At 58.1% G+C, this 16603-nt stretch carries 16 protein-coding genes; 8 read left to right on the top strand and 8 right to left on the bottom strand.

The features are described from left to right. Positions 1 to 14: 14 nt before the first annotated feature. From yiaK to araD, 7 genes are all read left to right on the top strand, one after another. Positions 15 to 1013 carry a 3-dehydro-L-gulonate 2-dehydrogenase gene (gene yiaK, locus D4100_RS21245; RefSeq protein ID WP_006319496.1) on the top strand — a complete coding sequence of 333 codons (999 nt, stop codon included), beginning with the start codon at positions 15 to 17 and terminating at the stop codon, positions 1011 to 1013. A gap of 13 nt (positions 1014 to 1026) precedes the next feature. Further along, the gene (locus tag D4100_RS21240) at positions 1027 to 1500 is read left to right on the top strand and encodes a NanQ anomerase/TabA/YiaL family protein (protein ID WP_006319497.1); all 474 of its coding nucleotides are present in this window, start codon (positions 1027 to 1029) and stop codon (positions 1498 to 1500) included. Positions 1501 to 1608: 108 nt separating this feature from the next. Further along, the gene (locus tag D4100_RS21235) at positions 1609 to 2904 is read left to right on the top strand and encodes an MFS transporter (RefSeq protein ID WP_119805197.1); all 1296 of its coding nucleotides are present in this window, start codon (positions 1609 to 1611) and stop codon (positions 2902 to 2904) included. Beyond that, on the top strand, positions 2904 to 4394 hold the full coding sequence (locus D4100_RS21230) for an FGGY-family carbohydrate kinase (RefSeq protein ID WP_119805196.1): 1491 nt from the start codon (positions 2904 to 2906) through the stop codon (positions 4392 to 4394). Before D4100_RS21235 ends, D4100_RS21230 begins: the two co-directional genes overlap by 1 nt. Continuing rightward, entirely contained in the window at positions 4391 to 5047 is a 657-nt protein-coding gene (gene ulaD / locus D4100_RS21225; protein ID WP_006319516.1) for a 3-keto-L-gulonate-6-phosphate decarboxylase UlaD, read from the top strand. The genes D4100_RS21230 and ulaD overlap by 4 nt, the downstream gene beginning before the upstream one ends. Before the next feature lies 1 nt (position 5048). Then, entirely contained in the window at positions 5049 to 5909 is an 861-nt protein-coding gene (locus tag D4100_RS21220) for an L-ribulose-5-phosphate 3-epimerase (protein WP_006319517.1), read from the top strand. Then, positions 5903 to 6604: an L-ribulose-5-phosphate 4-epimerase gene (gene araD / locus D4100_RS21215; RefSeq protein ID WP_006319518.1), complete on the top strand. Its 702-nt coding sequence runs from the start codon at positions 5903 to 5905 to the stop codon at positions 6602 to 6604. The genes D4100_RS21220 and araD overlap by 7 nt, the downstream gene beginning before the upstream one ends. A 29-nt stretch (positions 6605 to 6633) precedes the next feature. Here the strand turns inward: araD and mscS are convergent, their stop codons facing one another. After that, the gene (gene mscS, locus D4100_RS21210; protein ID WP_006319519.1) at positions 6634 to 7500 is read right to left on the bottom strand and encodes a small-conductance mechanosensitive channel MscS; all 867 of its coding nucleotides are present in this window, start codon (positions 7498 to 7500) and stop codon (positions 6634 to 6636) included. Positions 7501 to 7714: 214 nt separating this feature from the next. On the opposite strand from mscS, the gene D4100_RS21205 reads away from it, so the two are divergent. Beyond that, positions 7715 to 8383, top strand: a complete 669-nt coding sequence (locus tag D4100_RS21205; protein WP_119805195.1) for a DUF1345 domain-containing protein — start codon at positions 7715 to 7717, stop codon at positions 8381 to 8383. Positions 8384 to 8435: 52 nt separating this feature from the next. Here the strand turns inward: D4100_RS21205 and fbaA are convergent, their stop codons facing one another. From fbaA to D4100_RS21170, 7 genes are all read right to left on the bottom strand, one after another. After that, entirely contained in the window at positions 8436 to 9515 is a 1080-nt protein-coding gene (gene fbaA, locus D4100_RS21200; protein ID WP_006317318.1) for a class II fructose-bisphosphate aldolase, read from the bottom strand. 116 nt (positions 9516 to 9631) lie between these two features. Beyond that, entirely contained in the window at positions 9632 to 10792 is a 1161-nt protein-coding gene (gene pgk / locus D4100_RS21195; protein WP_119805194.1) for a phosphoglycerate kinase, read from the bottom strand. A gap of 72 nt (positions 10793 to 10864) precedes the next feature. Further along, positions 10865 to 11881, bottom strand: a complete 1017-nt coding sequence (gene epd, locus D4100_RS21190) for an erythrose-4-phosphate dehydrogenase (protein WP_006317321.1) — start codon at positions 11879 to 11881, stop codon at positions 10865 to 10867. Between the two features lie 397 nt (positions 11882 to 12278). After that, positions 12279 to 13349 carry an ABC transporter ATP-binding protein gene (locus D4100_RS21185; RefSeq protein WP_006317323.1) on the bottom strand — a complete coding sequence of 357 codons (1071 nt, stop codon included), beginning with the start codon at positions 13347 to 13349 and terminating at the stop codon, positions 12279 to 12281. After that, positions 13342 to 15111 carry an ABC transporter permease gene (locus D4100_RS21180; protein ID WP_006317325.1) on the bottom strand — a complete coding sequence of 590 codons (1770 nt, stop codon included), beginning with the start codon at positions 15109 to 15111 and terminating at the stop codon, positions 13342 to 13344. The genes D4100_RS21185 and D4100_RS21180 overlap by 8 nt, the downstream gene beginning before the upstream one ends. A gap of 79 nt (positions 15112 to 15190) precedes the next feature. Further along, a complete protein-coding gene (locus D4100_RS21175) occupies positions 15191 to 16279 on the bottom strand; it encodes an ABC transporter substrate-binding protein (RefSeq protein WP_006317327.1) in 1089 nt (362 codons plus the stop codon). A gap of 193 nt (positions 16280 to 16472) precedes the next feature. Further along, a partial coding sequence (locus tag D4100_RS21170) for a transketolase-like TK C-terminal-containing protein (protein WP_420876415.1) occupies positions 16473 to 16603 on the bottom strand: 131 nt, incomplete at its 5' end.

The raw sequence follows: 16603 nt of genomic DNA, 5'->3' as shown, positions 1-16603 counted from the left end.
AACGGAGAGCCGGCATGAGAGTGAGTTACACCGATCTGAAACAGCAATTCAAACGCGTGCTGCTGTCGCGGGGCGTGGCAGAAGCCACCGCCGACGACTGCGCAGGCATGTTCGCCGACACCTCGGCCAGCGGCGTTTACTCCCACGGCGTTAATCGGTTTCCGCGCTTTATTCAGCAGCTCGATGCCGGCGATATCGTGCCGAACGCTGAACCCAGCAAACTGCTGTCTCTGGGCGCAATCGAGCAATGGGATGCACGCCAGGGCATCGGCAATCTCACCGCTCGCAGGATGATGGATCGTGCCATGCAACTGGCCGACAGCCACGGTATCGGCCTGGTGGCGCTGCGCAACGCCAACCACTGGATGCGCGGCGGCGGTTACGGCTGGCAGGCGGCGGAGAAAGGCTATATCGGCATCTGCTGGACCAACTCGATCGCCGTGATGCCGCCCTGGGGATCCAAAGAGTGCCGTATCGGCACCAATCCGTTGATCGTCGCAGTGCCGGGCAACCCAATCACCATGGTGGATATGTCGATGTCGATGTTCTCCTACGGCGCACTGGAGTTGAACCGGCTGGCCGGAAAAACGCTGCCGGTAGACGGCGGTTTCGACAACGACGGCCAGTTGACGCGCGATCCGGCCATCATTGAAGAGAACCGCCGAATTTTACCGATGGGCTATTGGAAAGGATCTGCGCTGTCGATCGTGCTGGATATGATCGCCACGCTGTTGTCCGGCGGATCTTCGGTGGCGGAAGTGACCGAAGACAACCGCGAGGAGTTCGGGATATCCCAGGTGTTTATCGCCATTGAGCTCGAGCGCCTGACCGACGGCAATACCCGCGACGAAAAACTGCGACGGATCATGGATTACATCACCAGCGCCGAACGCGATAACCCGGAAGTTGCCATTCGCCTGCCGGGCCATAAATTCCCTCGCATCGAGGCGGAAAACCTGCGCGACGGCATTCCGGTCGATGAGAGCGTCTGGGCGCGCATTCAGGCGCTGTAACAGGAGGATCACCATGATATTCGGCCATATCGCCCATACGGCACCCGAACAGTACCCTGCGCCGGTCGCCAACGCCGTCGCCTATTTGCAGAATACCGATTTCAGTGCCCTTCCCGCCGGGCGTTATGAAGATCCCGCCACGGGTTACGTGGTGCAGGTGTTGGATCTGCACACTCAATCGCCGGACGAACTACGGCCCGAAGTACACCGTAAGAATGTAGACGTGCAGTTTCTGGTCAGCGGCACCGAACTTATCGGCGTAGCGGCAGATCGTGGCGATAACCCAATCCACCAGGAATTACTGGCGCAGCGCGACATCATTTTTTATCAGGAGGTAGCAAATGAATCCTGGTTAACCATGCGCCCCGGCAATTTCGCGGTGTTTTTTCCACAGGACGTTCACCGCCCGGCCTGTATTAATCAACGGCCCGGTGCTATTCGCAAAGTGGTGGTAAAAATACCGCTGGCGTTATTTAACGCCCAATAAGCAACGCTGAGTTTATAACCATGAACAACACGGGTCTGCGGGCCCGTGTGGGCTCCCCTACGCCTTAACACCACTAAAACAATAGAATCTGACTCTACAGGTGTATATATGAATACAGCCTCTGTTTCTGTCACCCAAAGCCAGGCGATCCCCAAATTACGCTGGTTGAGAATAGTGCCGCCTATTCTTATTACCTGCATTATTTCCTATATGGATCGGGTAAACATCGCCTTCGCCATGCCCGGCGGCATGGACGATGAACTGGGCATCACCGCCTCGATGGCCGGGTTGGCCGGCGGCATCTTCTTTATCGGTTATCTGTTTCTGCAAGTGCCGGGCGGCAAGCTGGCGGTGTATGGCAACGGCAAGAAATTCATCGGCTGGTCGCTGTTGGCCTGGGCGGTGATTTCCGTGCTGACCGGGCTGGTCACTAACCAGTATCAATTGCTGTTCCTGCGCTTCGCCCTCGGCGTTTCCGAAGGCGGCATGCTGCCGGTGGTGCTGACCATGATCAGCAACTGGTTCCCGGACAAGGAACGCGGCCGCGCCAACGCCATCGTCATCATGTTCGTGCCGATCGCCGGCATCCTCACCGCGCCGCTTTCCGGCTGGATCATCACCGCCTGGGACTGGCGCATGCTGTTCCTGGTAGAAGGTGCATTGTCGCTGGTCGTGATGGTGCTGTGGTATCTCACCATCAGCAACCGCCCACAAGAGGCCAAATGGATTTCGCAGGCGGAAAAAGATTATCTGATCAAAACGCTGCACGACGAACAGTTGCTGATCAAAGGCAAAACGGTGCGCAACGCCTCGCTACGCCGGGTGCTGGGCGACAGAATCATGTGGCAGTTGATTCTGGTGAACTTCTTCTACCAGACCGGGATTTACGGTTATACCCTGTGGCTGCCGACCATCCTCAAGGGGTTGACCAACGGCAATATGGAGCAGGTCGGGATGCTTGCTATCCTGCCCTATATCGGCGCCATCTTCGGCATGCTGATCATTTCCACCCTCTCCGATCGCACCGGCAAGCGCAAAGTGTTCGTCGCGCTGCCGCTGGCCGGTTTCGCCATCTGCATGGCGCTGTCGGTGCTGTTGAAGGATCACATCTGGTGGTCGTACGCGGCGCTGGTGGGCTGCGGCGTCTTTATCCAGGCCGCCGCCGGGGTGTTCTGGACCATCCCACCCAAGCTATTTAACGCCGAGGTGGCCGGCGGCGCGCGCGGCGTGATCAACGCGCTCGGCAACCTCGGCGGTTTCTGCGGCCCCTATATGGTCGGCGTGTTGATCACCCTGTTCAGCAAAGACGTCGGCGTTTACAGCCTGGCAGTGTCGCTAGCCATCGCCTCGGTACTGGCGCTGATGCTGCCGAACAAATGCGACCAAAAAGCGGGGGCCGAATAATGGACTATTGGCTGGGGCTGGACTGCGGCGGCACCTTTATCAAAGCCGGTCTGTATGACCGGCATGGCACTGAACTGGGTATAGCCCGCCGTACGCTGGACATTATCGCGCCGCAACCCGGCTGGGCGGAGCGTGATATGCCCGCGCTGTGGCATACCGCCGCCGAGGTGATCCGCGAATTGCTGGCCCGCTACGACATTGCAGCCGCTGGTATTCAGGCCATCGGCATCTCGGCGCAGGGTAAAGGCGCGTTTCTGCTGGACCCGCAAGGGCAGCCGCTGGGCAACGCCATGCTGTCTTCCGACCAGCGCGCATTGGCGCAGGTGCAAGAGTGGCAAAAACAGGGGGTGCCACAGACGTTATACCCGCAGACCCGACAAACCCTGTGGACCGGACACCCGGTCTCGTTACTGCGCTGGGTCAGGCAGCACCAGCCGGAACGCTACCGCCGGATTGGCAGCGTGCTGATGGCGCACGATTATCTGCGCTACTGCCTGACTGGCGAACTGGCCTGTGAAGAAACCAATATCTCCGAATCCAACCTCTACCAGATGAACGACGAGCGCTATGACCCGGCGTTGGCGCAGCTGTTAGGCATCGGCGACATCATGCCCGTCCTGCCGCCGATCGTTGGCTCCGCCGAGATCGCCGGTCGGGTGAACGCAGCAGCAGCAGAGGCAACCGGGTTATTGTCGGGTACGCCGGTGGTCGGTGGCCTGTTTGACGTGGTCTCCACCGCGCTGTGTGCCGGGTTGCAGGATGAGACGCGGCTAAATGCGGTGATGGGCACCTGGTCGGTCACCAGCGGCATCACCGACAGTATCACCGAAGGTTTCGACCATCCTTTTGTCTATGGCCGCCACGCCGAGGCGGGGAAATACATCGTGCACGAAGCCAGCCCGACCTCAGCCGCCAACCTGGAGTGGTTCTGCCGCCAATGGGGGATAAGCGACTACGCGCAACTCAATGACTGGGTCGCTGCGTTGCCCAAGGCCGGCAGTAGCCTACTGTTTGCCCCTTTCCTGTATGGCTCCAACGCCGGTCTGGGGTTGAGCGCCAGCTTCCACGGCCTGCAGGCATTCCACCAGCGTGAACATCTGGTGCAGGCGATCTACGAAGGCGTGGTGTTCTGCCATATGACCCATCTAAACCGCATGCGACAACGCTTCCCGGCGGCAAAAGCGTTGCGCGTCACCGGCGGCCCGGCCAAATCGGCGCCCTGGATGCAGATGTTCGCCGACGTCAGCGGCCTGCCGGTGGAACTGCCGCAGGTGGAAGAAACCGGCTGTCTGGGCGCCGCGATGGCGGCCATGGTCGGCAGCGGCGCATTCCGTGACTTCACCGCCGCCCAGTTGGCGCTGGCGCCACACATTGAACGGGTGCTGCCGGACACCGCCGCCGGTGAAAACTACGGTAAAAAACATCAACGTTATCAGGCGCTGATTGCGGCGTTGCAAGGGCTGCAATCCGGCCACCAGGAGGTTCTATGAGCAATAAACCGCGCCTGCAACTGGCGCTCGACCATACCCGGCTGGAGGTAGCCCTGCAGACGGCAGAACACCTGCAATCGCACGTCGACATCATCGAGGCCGGAACCATTTTATGCATCAGCGCCGGTATCCAGGCCGTGAGCGCACTGCGTGAACGCTGCCCCCAGCATACGCTGGTAGCTGACCTGAAAGTAGCCGACGCCGGCAGCACTCTGGCGCAGCAGGCCTTCGGCCACGGTGCCGACTGGATGACGGTGATCTGCGCCGCACCGCTGGCCACCATGGCTGGTGCGCGAGAAGTGGCGCAGCAGCATCAGGGGGATATTCAGATTGAGCTGTTCGGCCGCTGGACGCTGGACGACGCCAGACAGTGGCGCGGGCTCGGCATCCGCCAGGCGATCTACCACCGTGGCCGCGACGCACAGGCCAGCGGGCAAAGTTGGGGACAGCAAGATCTGGATCTGATGAAAGCGCTGTCGGATCTGGGCATCGAGCTGTCGGTCACCGGCGGCATCACCCCGGCCGATCTGCCGCTGTTTAAAGACATCGCCGTCACCGCCTTTATCGTCGGCCGGGCACTGGCCGAGGCCGCCGATCCGCTGGCTGCCGCCGGTCGGTTCCGTTCCGCCATTGATGACATCTGGAGAAGTTGATATGCGCCAGCACCCGTTGGGAATTTATGAAAAAGCCTTGCCGAAACACCTGACCTGGCCCGAACGGCTGGCGCTGGCCAAGGCCTGCGGTTTCGATTTTGTCGAGATGTCGGTGGACGAAAGCGACGAGCGGCTGGCACGCCTGAGCTGGAGCAAGGAACAGCGGCTGTCGCTGGTCAGCGCCATGCTGGAAACCGGCATCAGTATCCCGTCCATGTGCCTGTCCGGCCATCGCCGCTTCCCGTTCGGCAGCCATGATGATGCACTGCGCCAACGCGCCTTCGAAGTGATGGAACAGGCCATTCAGTTGGCGAAGGACGTAGGTATCCGTACCATTCAGCTCGCCGGGTATGACGTCTATTACGAACGGCAGGACGACAGCACTCTGGCGCGCTTTACCGAGGGCATGCAGTGGGCGGTGGAGCGTGCCGCCGCCGCCCAGGTGATGCTGGCGGTGGAAATCATGGATACCGCCTTTATGAATTCCATCAGCAAATGGAAGGCCTGGGACGCTTGCCTGGCCTCGCCGTGGTTCACGGTCTATCCGGACGTCGGCAACCTCAGCGCCTGGGGCAACGATGTGGCGCAGGAGCTGGCGCTGGGCATCGACCGCATTGCCGCCATCCACCTGAAAGACACTTATCCGGTAACCGAAAGTTCGCCGGGGCAGTTCCGCGACGTGCCCTTTGGCGAAGGCTGCGTGGATTTTGTCGCCGTGTTCCGCACGCTGAAACAGCTTAACTACCGCGGCGCTTTCCTGATCGAAATGTGGACCGAAAAAGCCGAAGAGCCGGTGGCCGAGATTGTTCAGGCGCGCCGCTGGATCGAACAGAAAATGCAACAAGGGGGAATGACATGCTAACGCTGCCGCAGCTTAAACAACAGGTACTGGAGGCCAACCTCGACCTGCCCCGCCATAATCTGGTGACCTTCACCTGGGGCAACGTCAGCGCGGTGGACCGCGAACGTGGGCTGGTGGTGATCAAGCCATCCGGCGTGGAATACGAGCACATGGCGGCCGAAGATATGGTGGTGGTGGATCTCGCCAGCGGCCGGACCTTCGAGGGAACCAAGAAGCCGTCTTCAGATACCGCCACCCACCTGGCGCTGTACCGTGAATTCGCCGATATCGGCGGTATCGTACACACCCATTCGCGCCATGCCACCATCTGGGCGCAGGCCGGGCTGGACATTCCCGCCTGGGGCACCACCCACGCCGACTACTTCTACGGTGCCATCCCCTGCACCCGATTGATGACCGAGCAGGAGATTGAACATGACTATGAGCTGGAAACCGGCAAGGTGATTATCGACACCTTTCGCCGGCGCGGCATCAGCCCCAACGCCATTCCGGCGGTGCTGGTGAATGCACATGGCCCGTTCGCCTGGGGCAAGGACCCGCACAACGCGGTGCACAATGCGGTGGTGTTGGAAGAAATTGCCTATATGGGGATTTTTTCACGCCAGCTGACGCCGGGCATCGGCAGCATGCAGCAGGAGCTGCTGGATAAGCATTACCTGCGCAAACACGGCAAGAACGCCTATTACGGGCAATAAAAAAACGGGGCCAAAAGGCCCCGATTTGCTTATTCCGCTTTGGCGGCGGCTTGTTCGGTACGATAGAGATGAACGTCCATCTGCGGGAATGGAATACCGATGTTGTTGGCATCCAGCGCGCGCTTGAAGTTTTCCATCAGATCGAAGTACACATTCCAGTACTCCGCGTTAGTGGTCCAGGAACGGGTCACGAAGTTCAGCGAAGACGGCGCCATTTCGTTCAGACGCACGGTCACACCCTTGGCGTGCATGATGCGCTTATCAGCCGCGATCACATCGCCCAGCACCTTTTTCACCACGTCGATGTCGGCGTTATAGGCCACGCCCACCACGATATCCACGCGGCGATTCGGCTCGCGGGAGTAGTTGATGATGTTGCCGGCAATGATTTTGCCGTTCGGCACCACGATGGTTTTGTTGTCTGCGGTACGCAGAGTGGTAGAGAAAATTTGCACCTGATCGACAGTACCGGCCACACCGCCCAAATCGACATACTCGCCCACGCGCAGCGGACGGAAGATCACCAGCAGCACGCCGGCGGCAAAGTTGGACAGCGAGCCTTGCAGCGCCAAACCAACGGCCAAACCGGCGGCACCCAGTACGGCGATCACCGAAGTGGTCTGCACGCCAATGCGCCCCAGCACCGCAATAAAGGTAAACGCCAGCACGCCGTAACGCACGATCGCCGCCAGGAAATCCGCTACCGTGGCGTCAATGCCGCGCAGCTTCATCACGCGGTTTAATGCGTTGCCTATCAGGCGGGCAATGATCGAACCGATAATCAGGATAACGATAGCGGCAACGATGTTCACCGCGTACTGGATCAGCAGATCCTGGTTCTTCACCAGCCAGTTACCGGCGCCGTTGATACCGTCTACTACATTCAAATCTTTCATTCGTGTTGTCCTAACTCTGCCCCTAAAGGGATAAACTCGCAAAAATACACTGACATCAATCGTCAGTTGGAAACCACTGCCTTAGGTTAACCAACATTCGCCCGGCATCCAACCGCAGGCACTAAAAAAGCCGAAACAGCAACCTGTTTAAGGCTATTGCCTCTATGCTAAACAAAGCGCTACCCCATCATGCTACCAAGGAATCCAGCCCCTCATGTACATTCCGTCGTCGATTAAACACTACTGGCAAGTCCGGCCGAGACTGCTGCTTTCGGTGGGGGCCGGCATCCTGTGCTACCTGTTGCTGCCGGCTCAGCTCTCTGAACTGCAACGCCTGATGATTGGCTGGAACGTGCTGGCCTGGCTCTATCTGCTGTTTCTCTGGCGTTTGATGCTGGTGAGCACGCCGCAGCACATCCGCCAGATTGCCCGTTCGCAGGATGAAAGCGCCAGCATGGTGTTGGCGCTGGTCAGCATCGGCTGTCTGGTGAGCATTCTGTCGATTATGTTTGAGCTGGGCACCACCAGGCAGGTCAGTAACTCGCTGAAAACGCTGCATCTGACGCTGACCGGTACCACGCTGGTGGTGTCCTGGCTGCTGCTGCCAACCGCCTTCACCATGCACTACGCCCATCAGTTTTACCGCAAGGGCGCGCAGCAGGACCCGCTGCCGCTGGTGTTCCCCGGCAATCTTGCCGAACCGACCTATCTGGACTTCGCCTACTTCTCCTTCACCATCGCCGTGGCGTCGCAAACCGCCGATGTGGCGGTCGGCGCGGCGGAGGTGCGCAAAATCACCCTGCTGCAATCGATCATCTCTTTCGTGTTCAATATGGTGATCCTGGGGCTGTCGATTAACGTCGGTGCCGGTCTGTTGAGCTAAAACGAAAAAGGCTCCCCGAGGGGAGCCTTTATGGCAAAACAGCTAACCGAGATTACAGAACGTCTACTGCGTTCAGATCTTTGAAAGCCTGTTCCAGACGAGTAATCATGGATGTCTGGGCTGCGCGCAGCCATACGCGTGGATCGTAGTATTTCTTGTTCGGCTGGTCAGCGCCTTTCGGGTTGCCCAACTGGCCCTGCAGGTAACCTTCGTTCGCCTTGTAGTACTGCAGGATACCGTCCCAGGTTGCCCATTGGGTGTCGGTATCGATGTTCATTTTGATCACGCCGTAACCTACGGACTCTTTGATCTCTGCGTCGGTAGAACCGGAACCGCCGTGGAACACGAAGTTCAGGCTGTTGTGCGGCAGATCGAATTTCTTGGACACGTAGTCCTGAGAATCACGCAGGATGGTCGGAGTCAGTTTAACGTTGCCTGGCTTGTATACGCCGTGCACGTTACCGAAGGACGCCGCGATGGTGAAGCGTGGGCTGATGGCGTTCAGTTTTTCGTACGCGTAAGCCACGTCTTCCGGTTGGGTGTACAGAGCGGATGCGTCCATATGGCTGTTGTCCACGCCATCTTCTTCACCGCCGGTGCAGCCCAGTTCGATTTCCAGAGTCATACCCAGCTTCGCCATGCGAGTCAGGTATTTGCTGCAAATCTCGATATTTTCTTCCAGAGACTCTTCAGACAGGTCGATCATGTGGGAAGAGAACAGTGGTTTGCCGGTAGCGGCGAAGTGCTTCTCGCCCGCGTCCAACAGGCCGTCCAGCCATGGCAGCAGTTTCTTCGCACAGTGGTCGGTGTGCAGAATGACCGGCACGCCGTAATGCTCAGCCAACTGGTGAACATGATGTGCACCAGAAATCGCGCCCAGAATCGCTGCGCCCTGCGGAACGTCAGTCTTCACGCCTTTGCCGGCGATAAACGCGGCACCGCCGTTGGAGAACTGAACGATAACCGGAGCACGTACCTTCGCGGCTGTTTCCAGCACGGCGTTGATGGAGTCGGTACCCACGCAGTTCACTGCTGGCAGCGCAAAGTTGTTCTCTTTAGCTACTGCGAATACTTTCTGAACGTCATCACCAGTGATGACACCCGGTTTTACGAAATCAAAAATTTTAGACATGTTACTTTGTCCTGTTTCGTCGGCCGTAGATGGATGTAAATCGATTTTTTCATGCCGCGCCGCCTTGGCCGCGCGGTATAAAACAAACGGGCGACTTTCGCCTCCCGTTGTCTGAATTACTGCTTGGCGCGCTCTTCCAGCATCACTACTGCCGGTAACGCTTTACCTTCCACAAACTCCAGGAAGGCACCACCGCCGGTAGAGATATAAGAGATTTTATCTTCAATACCGAACAGATCGATAGCCGCCAGCGTATCACCGCCACCAGCGATAGAGAATGCCTCGCTGTCTGCGATAGCGCGCGCGACAATTTCGGTGCCCTTACGGAAGTTAGGGAACTCGAATACGCCAACCGGGCCATTCCACAGAATGGTTTTGGCTTCTTTGAGCAACTTGGCCATAGCCAGCGCGGTTTCGTCACCGAAGTCCATGATCTCTTCATCATCGTTGACTTCACTGACTTTTTTCAAGGTAGCAGGTGCAGTTTCAGAGAACTCCGTACCTACGCGAGAATCGGTAGGAACCGGAATTTTAAACTCGTCACGCAGTTTTTTCGCTGCCTCGACGAAGTCAGGTTCGTACAGAGATTTACCGACGTTATTATCGATAGCCACGAAGGTGTTGGCGATGCCGCCGCCCACGATCACCGTATCGGCGATTTTCACCAGCGAGTTCAGCACATCGAATTTAGTCGAAACTTTAGAGCCGCCAACCACGGCAACCATCGGACGAGCCGGGCTTTTCAGCGCCTTGCCCAGAGCTTCCAGTTCTGCTGACAACAGCGGGCCTGCACAGGCTACCGGGGCAAACTTGCCCACGCCGTGAGTCGAAGCCTGCGCGCGGTGCGCGGTGCCGAAAGCGTCCATCACGTATACGTCGCACAGCGCCGCGTACTTCCTGGACAGGCTTTCATCGTCTTTCTTCTCGCCCTTGTTGAAACGGACGTTTTCCAGCACTACCAGCTCACCTTCTGCAACGTCAACGCCTTCCAGGTAGTCTTTAGCCAGACGTACCGGGTTTTTCAGGTGTTCTTTCAGATAGTTTACAACGGGCAGCAGGGAGAATTCTTCGTTGTATTCGCCTTCGACAGGACGGCCCAGGTGGGACGTTACCATCACGCGAGCACCTTGTTTCAGCGCAGCTTCAATCGTCGGCAGGGAAGCACGGATACGTGCATCGGAAGTCACTTTACCGTCTTTCACTGGTACGTTCAGATCGGAGCGGATCAGAACGCGTTTACCTGCCAGATCCAGATCGGACATGTTAATTACAGACATGGTGAACCCTCTTGGTTAACTCTCTTTAAAGTTGCCTAAGCGACGCACCGGCAGGCTGCCGATGCCGCCGTACTAGAAACCGCTTGCGGCCATTGCCCGTGTTGTATCCAACATCCGATTGGCAAAGCCCCATTCATTATCGCACCAAACCAAGGTCTTGATCAGGTGCTGCCCGCTGACCCGGGTCTGCGTACCGTCGACGATAGCGCTATGCGGGTCATGGTTAAAATCAATCGAGACTAATGGTAGTTCCGTGTAATCGACTATACCACGAAAAGATCCCTGTGCGGCCTTTTGCAACAGCTGGTTGACCTCTGTCACTTTCACCGCCGAACTGACGCTGACGCTGAGATCGATAGCCGTCACGTTGATGGTCGGCACGCGCACGGAAATCGCTTCGAAACGATCGCAAAACTGCGGAAAAATGCGGGTAATGCCGGCGGCCAGCTTGGTGTCGACCGGAATAATCGACTGGCTCGCCGCGCGGGTACGCCGCAAATCCTGGTGATAGGCATCTATCACCGGCTGATCGTTCATCGACGAGTGAATGGTGGTCACGGTGCCGGATTCGATGCTGAAGGCATCGTCCAGCAGCTTGATCACCGGAATAATGCAGTTGGTGGTGCATGACGCGTTGGACACGATACGGTGTTCCGCCAGCAGCGTCTGATGATTGACGCCAAACACGATGGTGGCGTCCAGATCGTTGCCGCCCGGATGAGCGAACAGGACCTTCTTCGCCCCCGCCGCCAGATGGGCCTCGCCATCCGCCCGGCTGCCGAACACGCCGCTGCAATCCAGCACTACGTCGACGCCCAGCTCGCCCCAGGGAAGCCGTTCTACCGCCGGCTGATGCAGCAAACGGATAGTGTCATCCCCAACGGTCAGCATGTCGCATTCCTGGCGGACATCCCAGGCAAAGCGGCCATGGCTGGAGTCGTATTTCAGCAGGTGGGCCATACCTTCGGCGTTCGCCAGTTCGTTGATCGCCACCACGGAAATTTCCGCTCTACGTCCCGATTCATACAGTGCGCGTAAAACGCTGCGGCCGATGCGGCCAAAACCGTTTATCGCTATGCGGATGGTCATGCTGCTCCTGAAAAAGGGCCTTCTTCCGCCGGGCGCGTTCACCGGCATTGAGAGGGCACGGGCTGGTTATCTGACTAACCTGCATAGAGTAGTGTATCGCACCGCCTGCTGTGAATCGTCGCGTAACATTATTCCTGCCTGCCGGCGATAATTCACCGGCGTCACTCGGGCATTTCTGCGAGATACCGCCACAACTGAAACGCTTCAGCCGAGCATAAACCAAAGTTTTGCCAAAAGGAACAGGTGCAGCAAGCCGGTGGGCAACGCGAGAAGGTTTTGCGAGAATAAGATGATCTAGCGCACACTTTTGACTTAAGGCCGCGCCAAAGACACAGGGCGGGATGCTGAATTTATAGCCATGCGGCCGCCCCCGTAACAGGGTACGGCCTTGCCGATATTATTCTTTGGGGAAAATCCACAGATGCTCTGCCGGCAAGGATAGACGGCACAACGCCTGCCCGCGCACCTCGCTGCCATAGGCACGCACCACAAAATCCTCGGCCACCGTGCGGAACAGATATTCCCAGCGATCGCCAAGATACATACTGGTCAGCAGCGGCAGCTCAAGTTGATTCCCCTGAGGATCGTCCCCCAGGCGCACGCGCTCGACACGGATCACCGCCGTCCCCTCTTCGCCGGCTTTTACCCCCGCACCCGCCATGCCCCACAGCGCCCAGTCTTTACCTTCGATACGCGCTTTGCCGTCACTCACCTCCGTGACCTTGCCGTACAGGCGATTATTGCTGCCCATAAACTCGGCGGTAAACAACGTTGAAGGTGAACCGTACATTTCCTGCGGCGTGCCCTGCTGTTCGATTTTCCCGTTGTTGAGCAGCAAAATACGGTCGGAAATCGCCATCGCCTCATTCTGATCGTGGGTCACCATCAGCGCCGACAGGCCAAGCTTGATAATCAACTCGCGCAAAAACACCCGCGCTTCTTCGCGCAGCTTGGCATCCAGGTTAGACAAGGGTTCATCGAGCAGGATCACCGGCGGGTTGTACACCAGCGCCCGGCCAATCGCCACGCGCTGTTGCTGGCCACCGGAAAGCTGGTGCGGATGGCGTTTGCCCAACGCCCCCAGCCCAAGCTGATCGAGCACGCCCTGCACCCGCTGGGTGATTTCCGCCGAGGCGACTTTACGTAATTTCAACGGGTAGGCAACGTTCTCGAACACGGTTTTATGCGGCCATAAAGCGTAAGACTGGAACACCAGCCCGAGGTTGCGCTCTTCAGCCGGGATCTCACTGCGAGCAGCACCATCGTATACCCTGTTGCTGCCGATGATAATACGACCCTGCGTTGGCTTTTCCAGCCCGGCAACCGCACGCAGCAACGTGGTTTTCCCACTGCCCGACGGGCCCAGCAGCGAAACCACTTCGCCCCGCTTCAACTGCATCGAAACGCCTTTCAGCACCGGGTTATCGCCGTAGGTCAAATGCAGGTTCTCTACCGAAAGTTCAATCATGTAATTTCACTCCAAAGCGCAGGGCGATACCCAGACCTAACACCACCAGCAGGATGTTGATAAAGGAGAGCGCCGCAACGATATCAATGGCACCCGCCGCCCACAGCGAAACCAGCATCGATCCTATGGTTTCCGTGCCCGGAGAAAGCAGATACACCCCGGTGGAATACTCGCGTTCAAAAATCAGGAACATCAACAGCCACGAGCCAATCAGGCCGTAGCGCGACAGCGGAATGGTGACGTGTCGGGTGATCTGGCCACGGGTCGCACCGGCGCTGCGCGCGGCCTCCTCCAGTTCAGGACCGACCTGCAGCAGCGTAGAGGAAATCAGCCGCAGCCCATAAGCCATCCACACCACGGTATAGGCCAGCCAAACGCTGAAGATGGTGCTGCGCAAGGAGCGCAGCCAGACGATCAGGTTCTCCCGCAGCCACTCGGCCACCGGCAACGCCGACAACCAGCCCTCTTTCAGCGACTTATCCAGCCACATCGGCAGGAACAGGAACACCCACAGGAAAGCCAGACCGGCCAGCAGGCCCGGCACCGCTCGCGGCACCAGCACGCTGTAATCGAGGAAACGGGTCGCGCCGTCGGGCTTGCGGTGCATGGCGATACCGATAAACAGATAGCAAACTACCGCCAGCGCGCCGCCGAACACCCCAATCGCCATCGAGTTGACAATCGCCCGCAGCAGGTTGGGCTGCTGCCAGATGGTGCGGAAGGTATTGAGCGACAGCTCGTCCCAGATGGAAACGCCCACGCCCCAGTTGGAGATAAAGGCGCGCAATACCACGCCTACCAGCGGTACGCCGATGGTGACCGTCAGCCAGAACACCACCACGGCACCGGCGACCCAGCGCCATTTACCCAGCGGCAGCGCACGGGCCTGCGAAGCCTTGCCTTTGACGGTAACGAAACGGTTGGCGGTGCGCATCAGACGGCGCTGCAGCATCACCAACGGAATGGTGATGCAGATCAGCACCACCGCCACCGCCGCCATCAGATGGTAAGACGGCGTACCCAGCTTATTGGTCAGTTGATACAGGTAGGTTGCCAGCACCAGGTTGCCTTCCGGATCGCCCAGCACCAGCATCAGGCCGAACACCTCCAGCCCAAGGAAGAACAGCAGCACCCCGGCATAGAGAATGGATGGTCGCACCATCGGCAAACTGACTGCGGTCATCACCTGCAAAGGCGAGGCCCCCGCCGTGCGCGCCGCCTCTTCCACGTCGGAACCCACGCTGCGCAGCGCCGAAGAAATGTACAAATAGGCGTGAGGAACGTGCGTCAGCCCGGCGATGACCACGATGCTGGACATCGAGTAGATATTCCACGGCACGAAGCCCAGCAGCGCCTCCGCCCACAGAGAGAAAAACCCCACCGGTCCGGCGGCCACCACGTAGCCAAACCCCAGCACCATCGGGGAGACAAAGATCGGCACCAGGATCAGCGGCTCAATGAAGCGGCGGCCGGGCAAATCGGTTCTGACCATCAAAAAGGCCAGAATACCCCCCAACGGAATGGCGATCACCACCAACCCGAAAGCCAGAATAAAGCCGCTTTTCAGCGCCTTGTAAAAGTCGGGGTCGGTAAAAATGAACTGAAACGCCTCAAGGCTGAACACCTTGGACGGGGAGAAAAAGGGGGCGGAGAGGAAACTTTGAATCACGATAAACGACAGCGGTACATAAATAACCAATGCGGTTACCAACACCACCAGACCGCGCGGCAGGCTTTGCCACTTTCTGCGCCATGCTTCCATAAAAATATCCCAATGGTTGTAAACGACGACGACCAAAGGGCGCACGCCGCAGCAGCAGGCGCGCGTCCGGATCCGGTTATTATTTTGCGGCGGCGGTGCGCCACTGCTTAATGTAATCCAGGCGTTTGACCGGCTGCAGATACTCCAACAGGCTCTCATCCACCGGGATAGGTTTCAGCGCATTGCCGAGCATTTTGGTCATGCCTTCAATGTCGTTCTTGCCTTCAATGTCATTACGGATGGACGGAATGTCCGCCTGATTGGCAAGTATGCTCTGGCCTTTTTCCGACAGCACGTAGTTAAGCCACAGTTTCGCTGCGTTAGCGTTGGCAGCCTCTTTGCTGATAAAGGAGACGCGCGACAGCACCAGCGTGTAATCCTTCGGATAAGAAATACCGAGCGAAGGGTCGGTTTTGGCGCGGGCCTCGGCATAAGAACCCAGAATGTTGAAACCGATCAGGTTTTCACCGGATGACACCCTTTCCATCATGGTTCCGGTAGAAGATTGTACCGCCAGGCCACCTTTGGCGACGTCAGCCAGGGTAGCGAAATAGTGCGGATCGGCCTTGGAATCCTGTACCGACAACATGAAACCCAGCCCTGACTTTTCAATATCATAGGTGGTGACTTTCTTTTTGAACTTGTCGGTCTGGCCGGCGATCAGTTTTGCCAGCGCGGCGTGTGAGTCCGGTACGTCACCCTGCGGGATCAGCCGTTTGTTATAGATGAAGACCACCGGCTCGTAGGTAGTGCCGTAGGCCTTCTCTTTCCAGACCGCCCATTTAGGCAGTTGGCCCTGTTCCGGCGAGGCGTACTCCTGCGCGTAGTCGGTCGCCAGTTTCAGCGCGGTGTCCATCGACGAGCTCCAAACCACGTCGCCGCTGGTGCCGCCCGCCGCCTGTTCACTGATATAACGGTTGTATAATTCGGTGCTGTTCATGTCGTTGTATTCGACTTTAACGCCCGGATACAGCGCTTCGAATCCCTGAATCAGCGGGCCGGCAGCTTTAATATCGGTGGTGGAATAGATGACTACCTTGCCTTCTTTCTTCGCGCCATCGACTATTTTCTGATAATCAGCCGGATAACCTGCCGGGAAGTCGGCATAAGCAGGCGCAGCCCCCAGTACCGCGATCACAACCACAGACGCACCAATTCTTGTCCACATGATCAACCCCTTGCTACATTTAAGAAACTAAAAATTAACATATAGTTAATCCTGGTTCTTAAGCAACGCCGTTGATTTTTTATCTTCGCGTTTTGTGAGGCTGGGCGATTTTTAGGCAATAAAAAGCCCGGCAAATTTGCCGGGCCTGGCGTCATCAGGTTCAGGGCGCAGCGTGCCGCGCCCCTGCCGTGACTTACTTCAGCAGCGCCTGCGCCCTGGCCACCACGTTGTCCACGGTGAAACCGAACTCTTTGAACAGCTGGTCTGCCGGGGCCGACTCGCCGAAGCTGGTCATGCCCACGATGGCGCCGTTCAGGCCCACAT

The sequence above is a fragment of the Serratia inhibens genome (assembly GCF_003591175.1).
Classification (GTDB): Bacteria; Pseudomonadota; Gammaproteobacteria; order Enterobacterales; family Enterobacteriaceae; genus Serratia; species Serratia inhibens.
Note: the sequence above shows the minus strand (reverse complement) of the source record. Positions and strands in the feature narration are given on the sequence as shown.

Excerpts from the sequence above, each read along its gene's own strand:
- yiaK (WP_006319496.1), top strand. The coding sequence starts at position 15 with ATGAGAGTGAGTTACACCGATCTGAAACAGCAATTCAAACGCGTGCTG.
- D4100_RS21240 (WP_006319497.1), top strand. The coding sequence starts at position 1,027 with ATGATATTCGGCCATATCGCCCATACGGCACCCGAACAGTACCCTGCG.
- D4100_RS21235 (WP_119805197.1), top strand. The coding sequence starts at position 1,609 with ATGAATACAGCCTCTGTTTCTGTCACCCAAAGCCAGGCGATCCCCAAA.
- D4100_RS21230 (WP_119805196.1), top strand. The coding sequence starts at position 2,904 with ATGGACTATTGGCTGGGGCTGGACTGCGGCGGCACCTTTATCAAAGCC.
- ulaD (WP_006319516.1), top strand. The coding sequence starts at position 4,391 with ATGAGCAATAAACCGCGCCTGCAACTGGCGCTCGACCATACCCGGCTG.
- D4100_RS21220 (WP_006319517.1), top strand. The coding sequence starts at position 5,049 with ATGCGCCAGCACCCGTTGGGAATTTATGAAAAAGCCTTGCCGAAACAC.
- araD (WP_006319518.1), top strand. The coding sequence starts at position 5,903 with ATGCTAACGCTGCCGCAGCTTAAACAACAGGTACTGGAGGCCAACCTC.
- mscS (WP_006319519.1), bottom strand. The coding sequence starts at position 7,500 with ATGAAAGATTTGAATGTAGTAGACGGTATCAACGGCGCCGGTAACTGG.
- D4100_RS21205 (WP_119805195.1), top strand. The coding sequence starts at position 7,715 with ATGTACATTCCGTCGTCGATTAAACACTACTGGCAAGTCCGGCCGAGA.
- fbaA (WP_006317318.1), bottom strand. The coding sequence starts at position 9,515 with ATGTCTAAAATTTTTGATTTCGTAAAACCGGGTGTCATCACTGGTGAT.
- pgk (WP_119805194.1), bottom strand. The coding sequence starts at position 10,792 with ATGTCTGTAATTAACATGTCCGATCTGGATCTGGCAGGTAAACGCGTT.
- epd (WP_006317321.1), bottom strand. The coding sequence starts at position 11,881 with ATGACCATCCGCATAGCGATAAACGGTTTTGGCCGCATCGGCCGCAGC.
- D4100_RS21185 (WP_006317323.1), bottom strand. The coding sequence starts at position 13,349 with ATGATTGAACTTTCGGTAGAGAACCTGCATTTGACCTACGGCGATAAC.
- D4100_RS21180 (WP_006317325.1), bottom strand. The coding sequence starts at position 15,111 with ATGGAAGCATGGCGCAGAAAGTGGCAAAGCCTGCCGCGCGGTCTGGTG.
- D4100_RS21175 (WP_006317327.1), bottom strand. The coding sequence starts at position 16,279 with ATGTGGACAAGAATTGGTGCGTCTGTGGTTGTGATCGCGGTACTGGGG.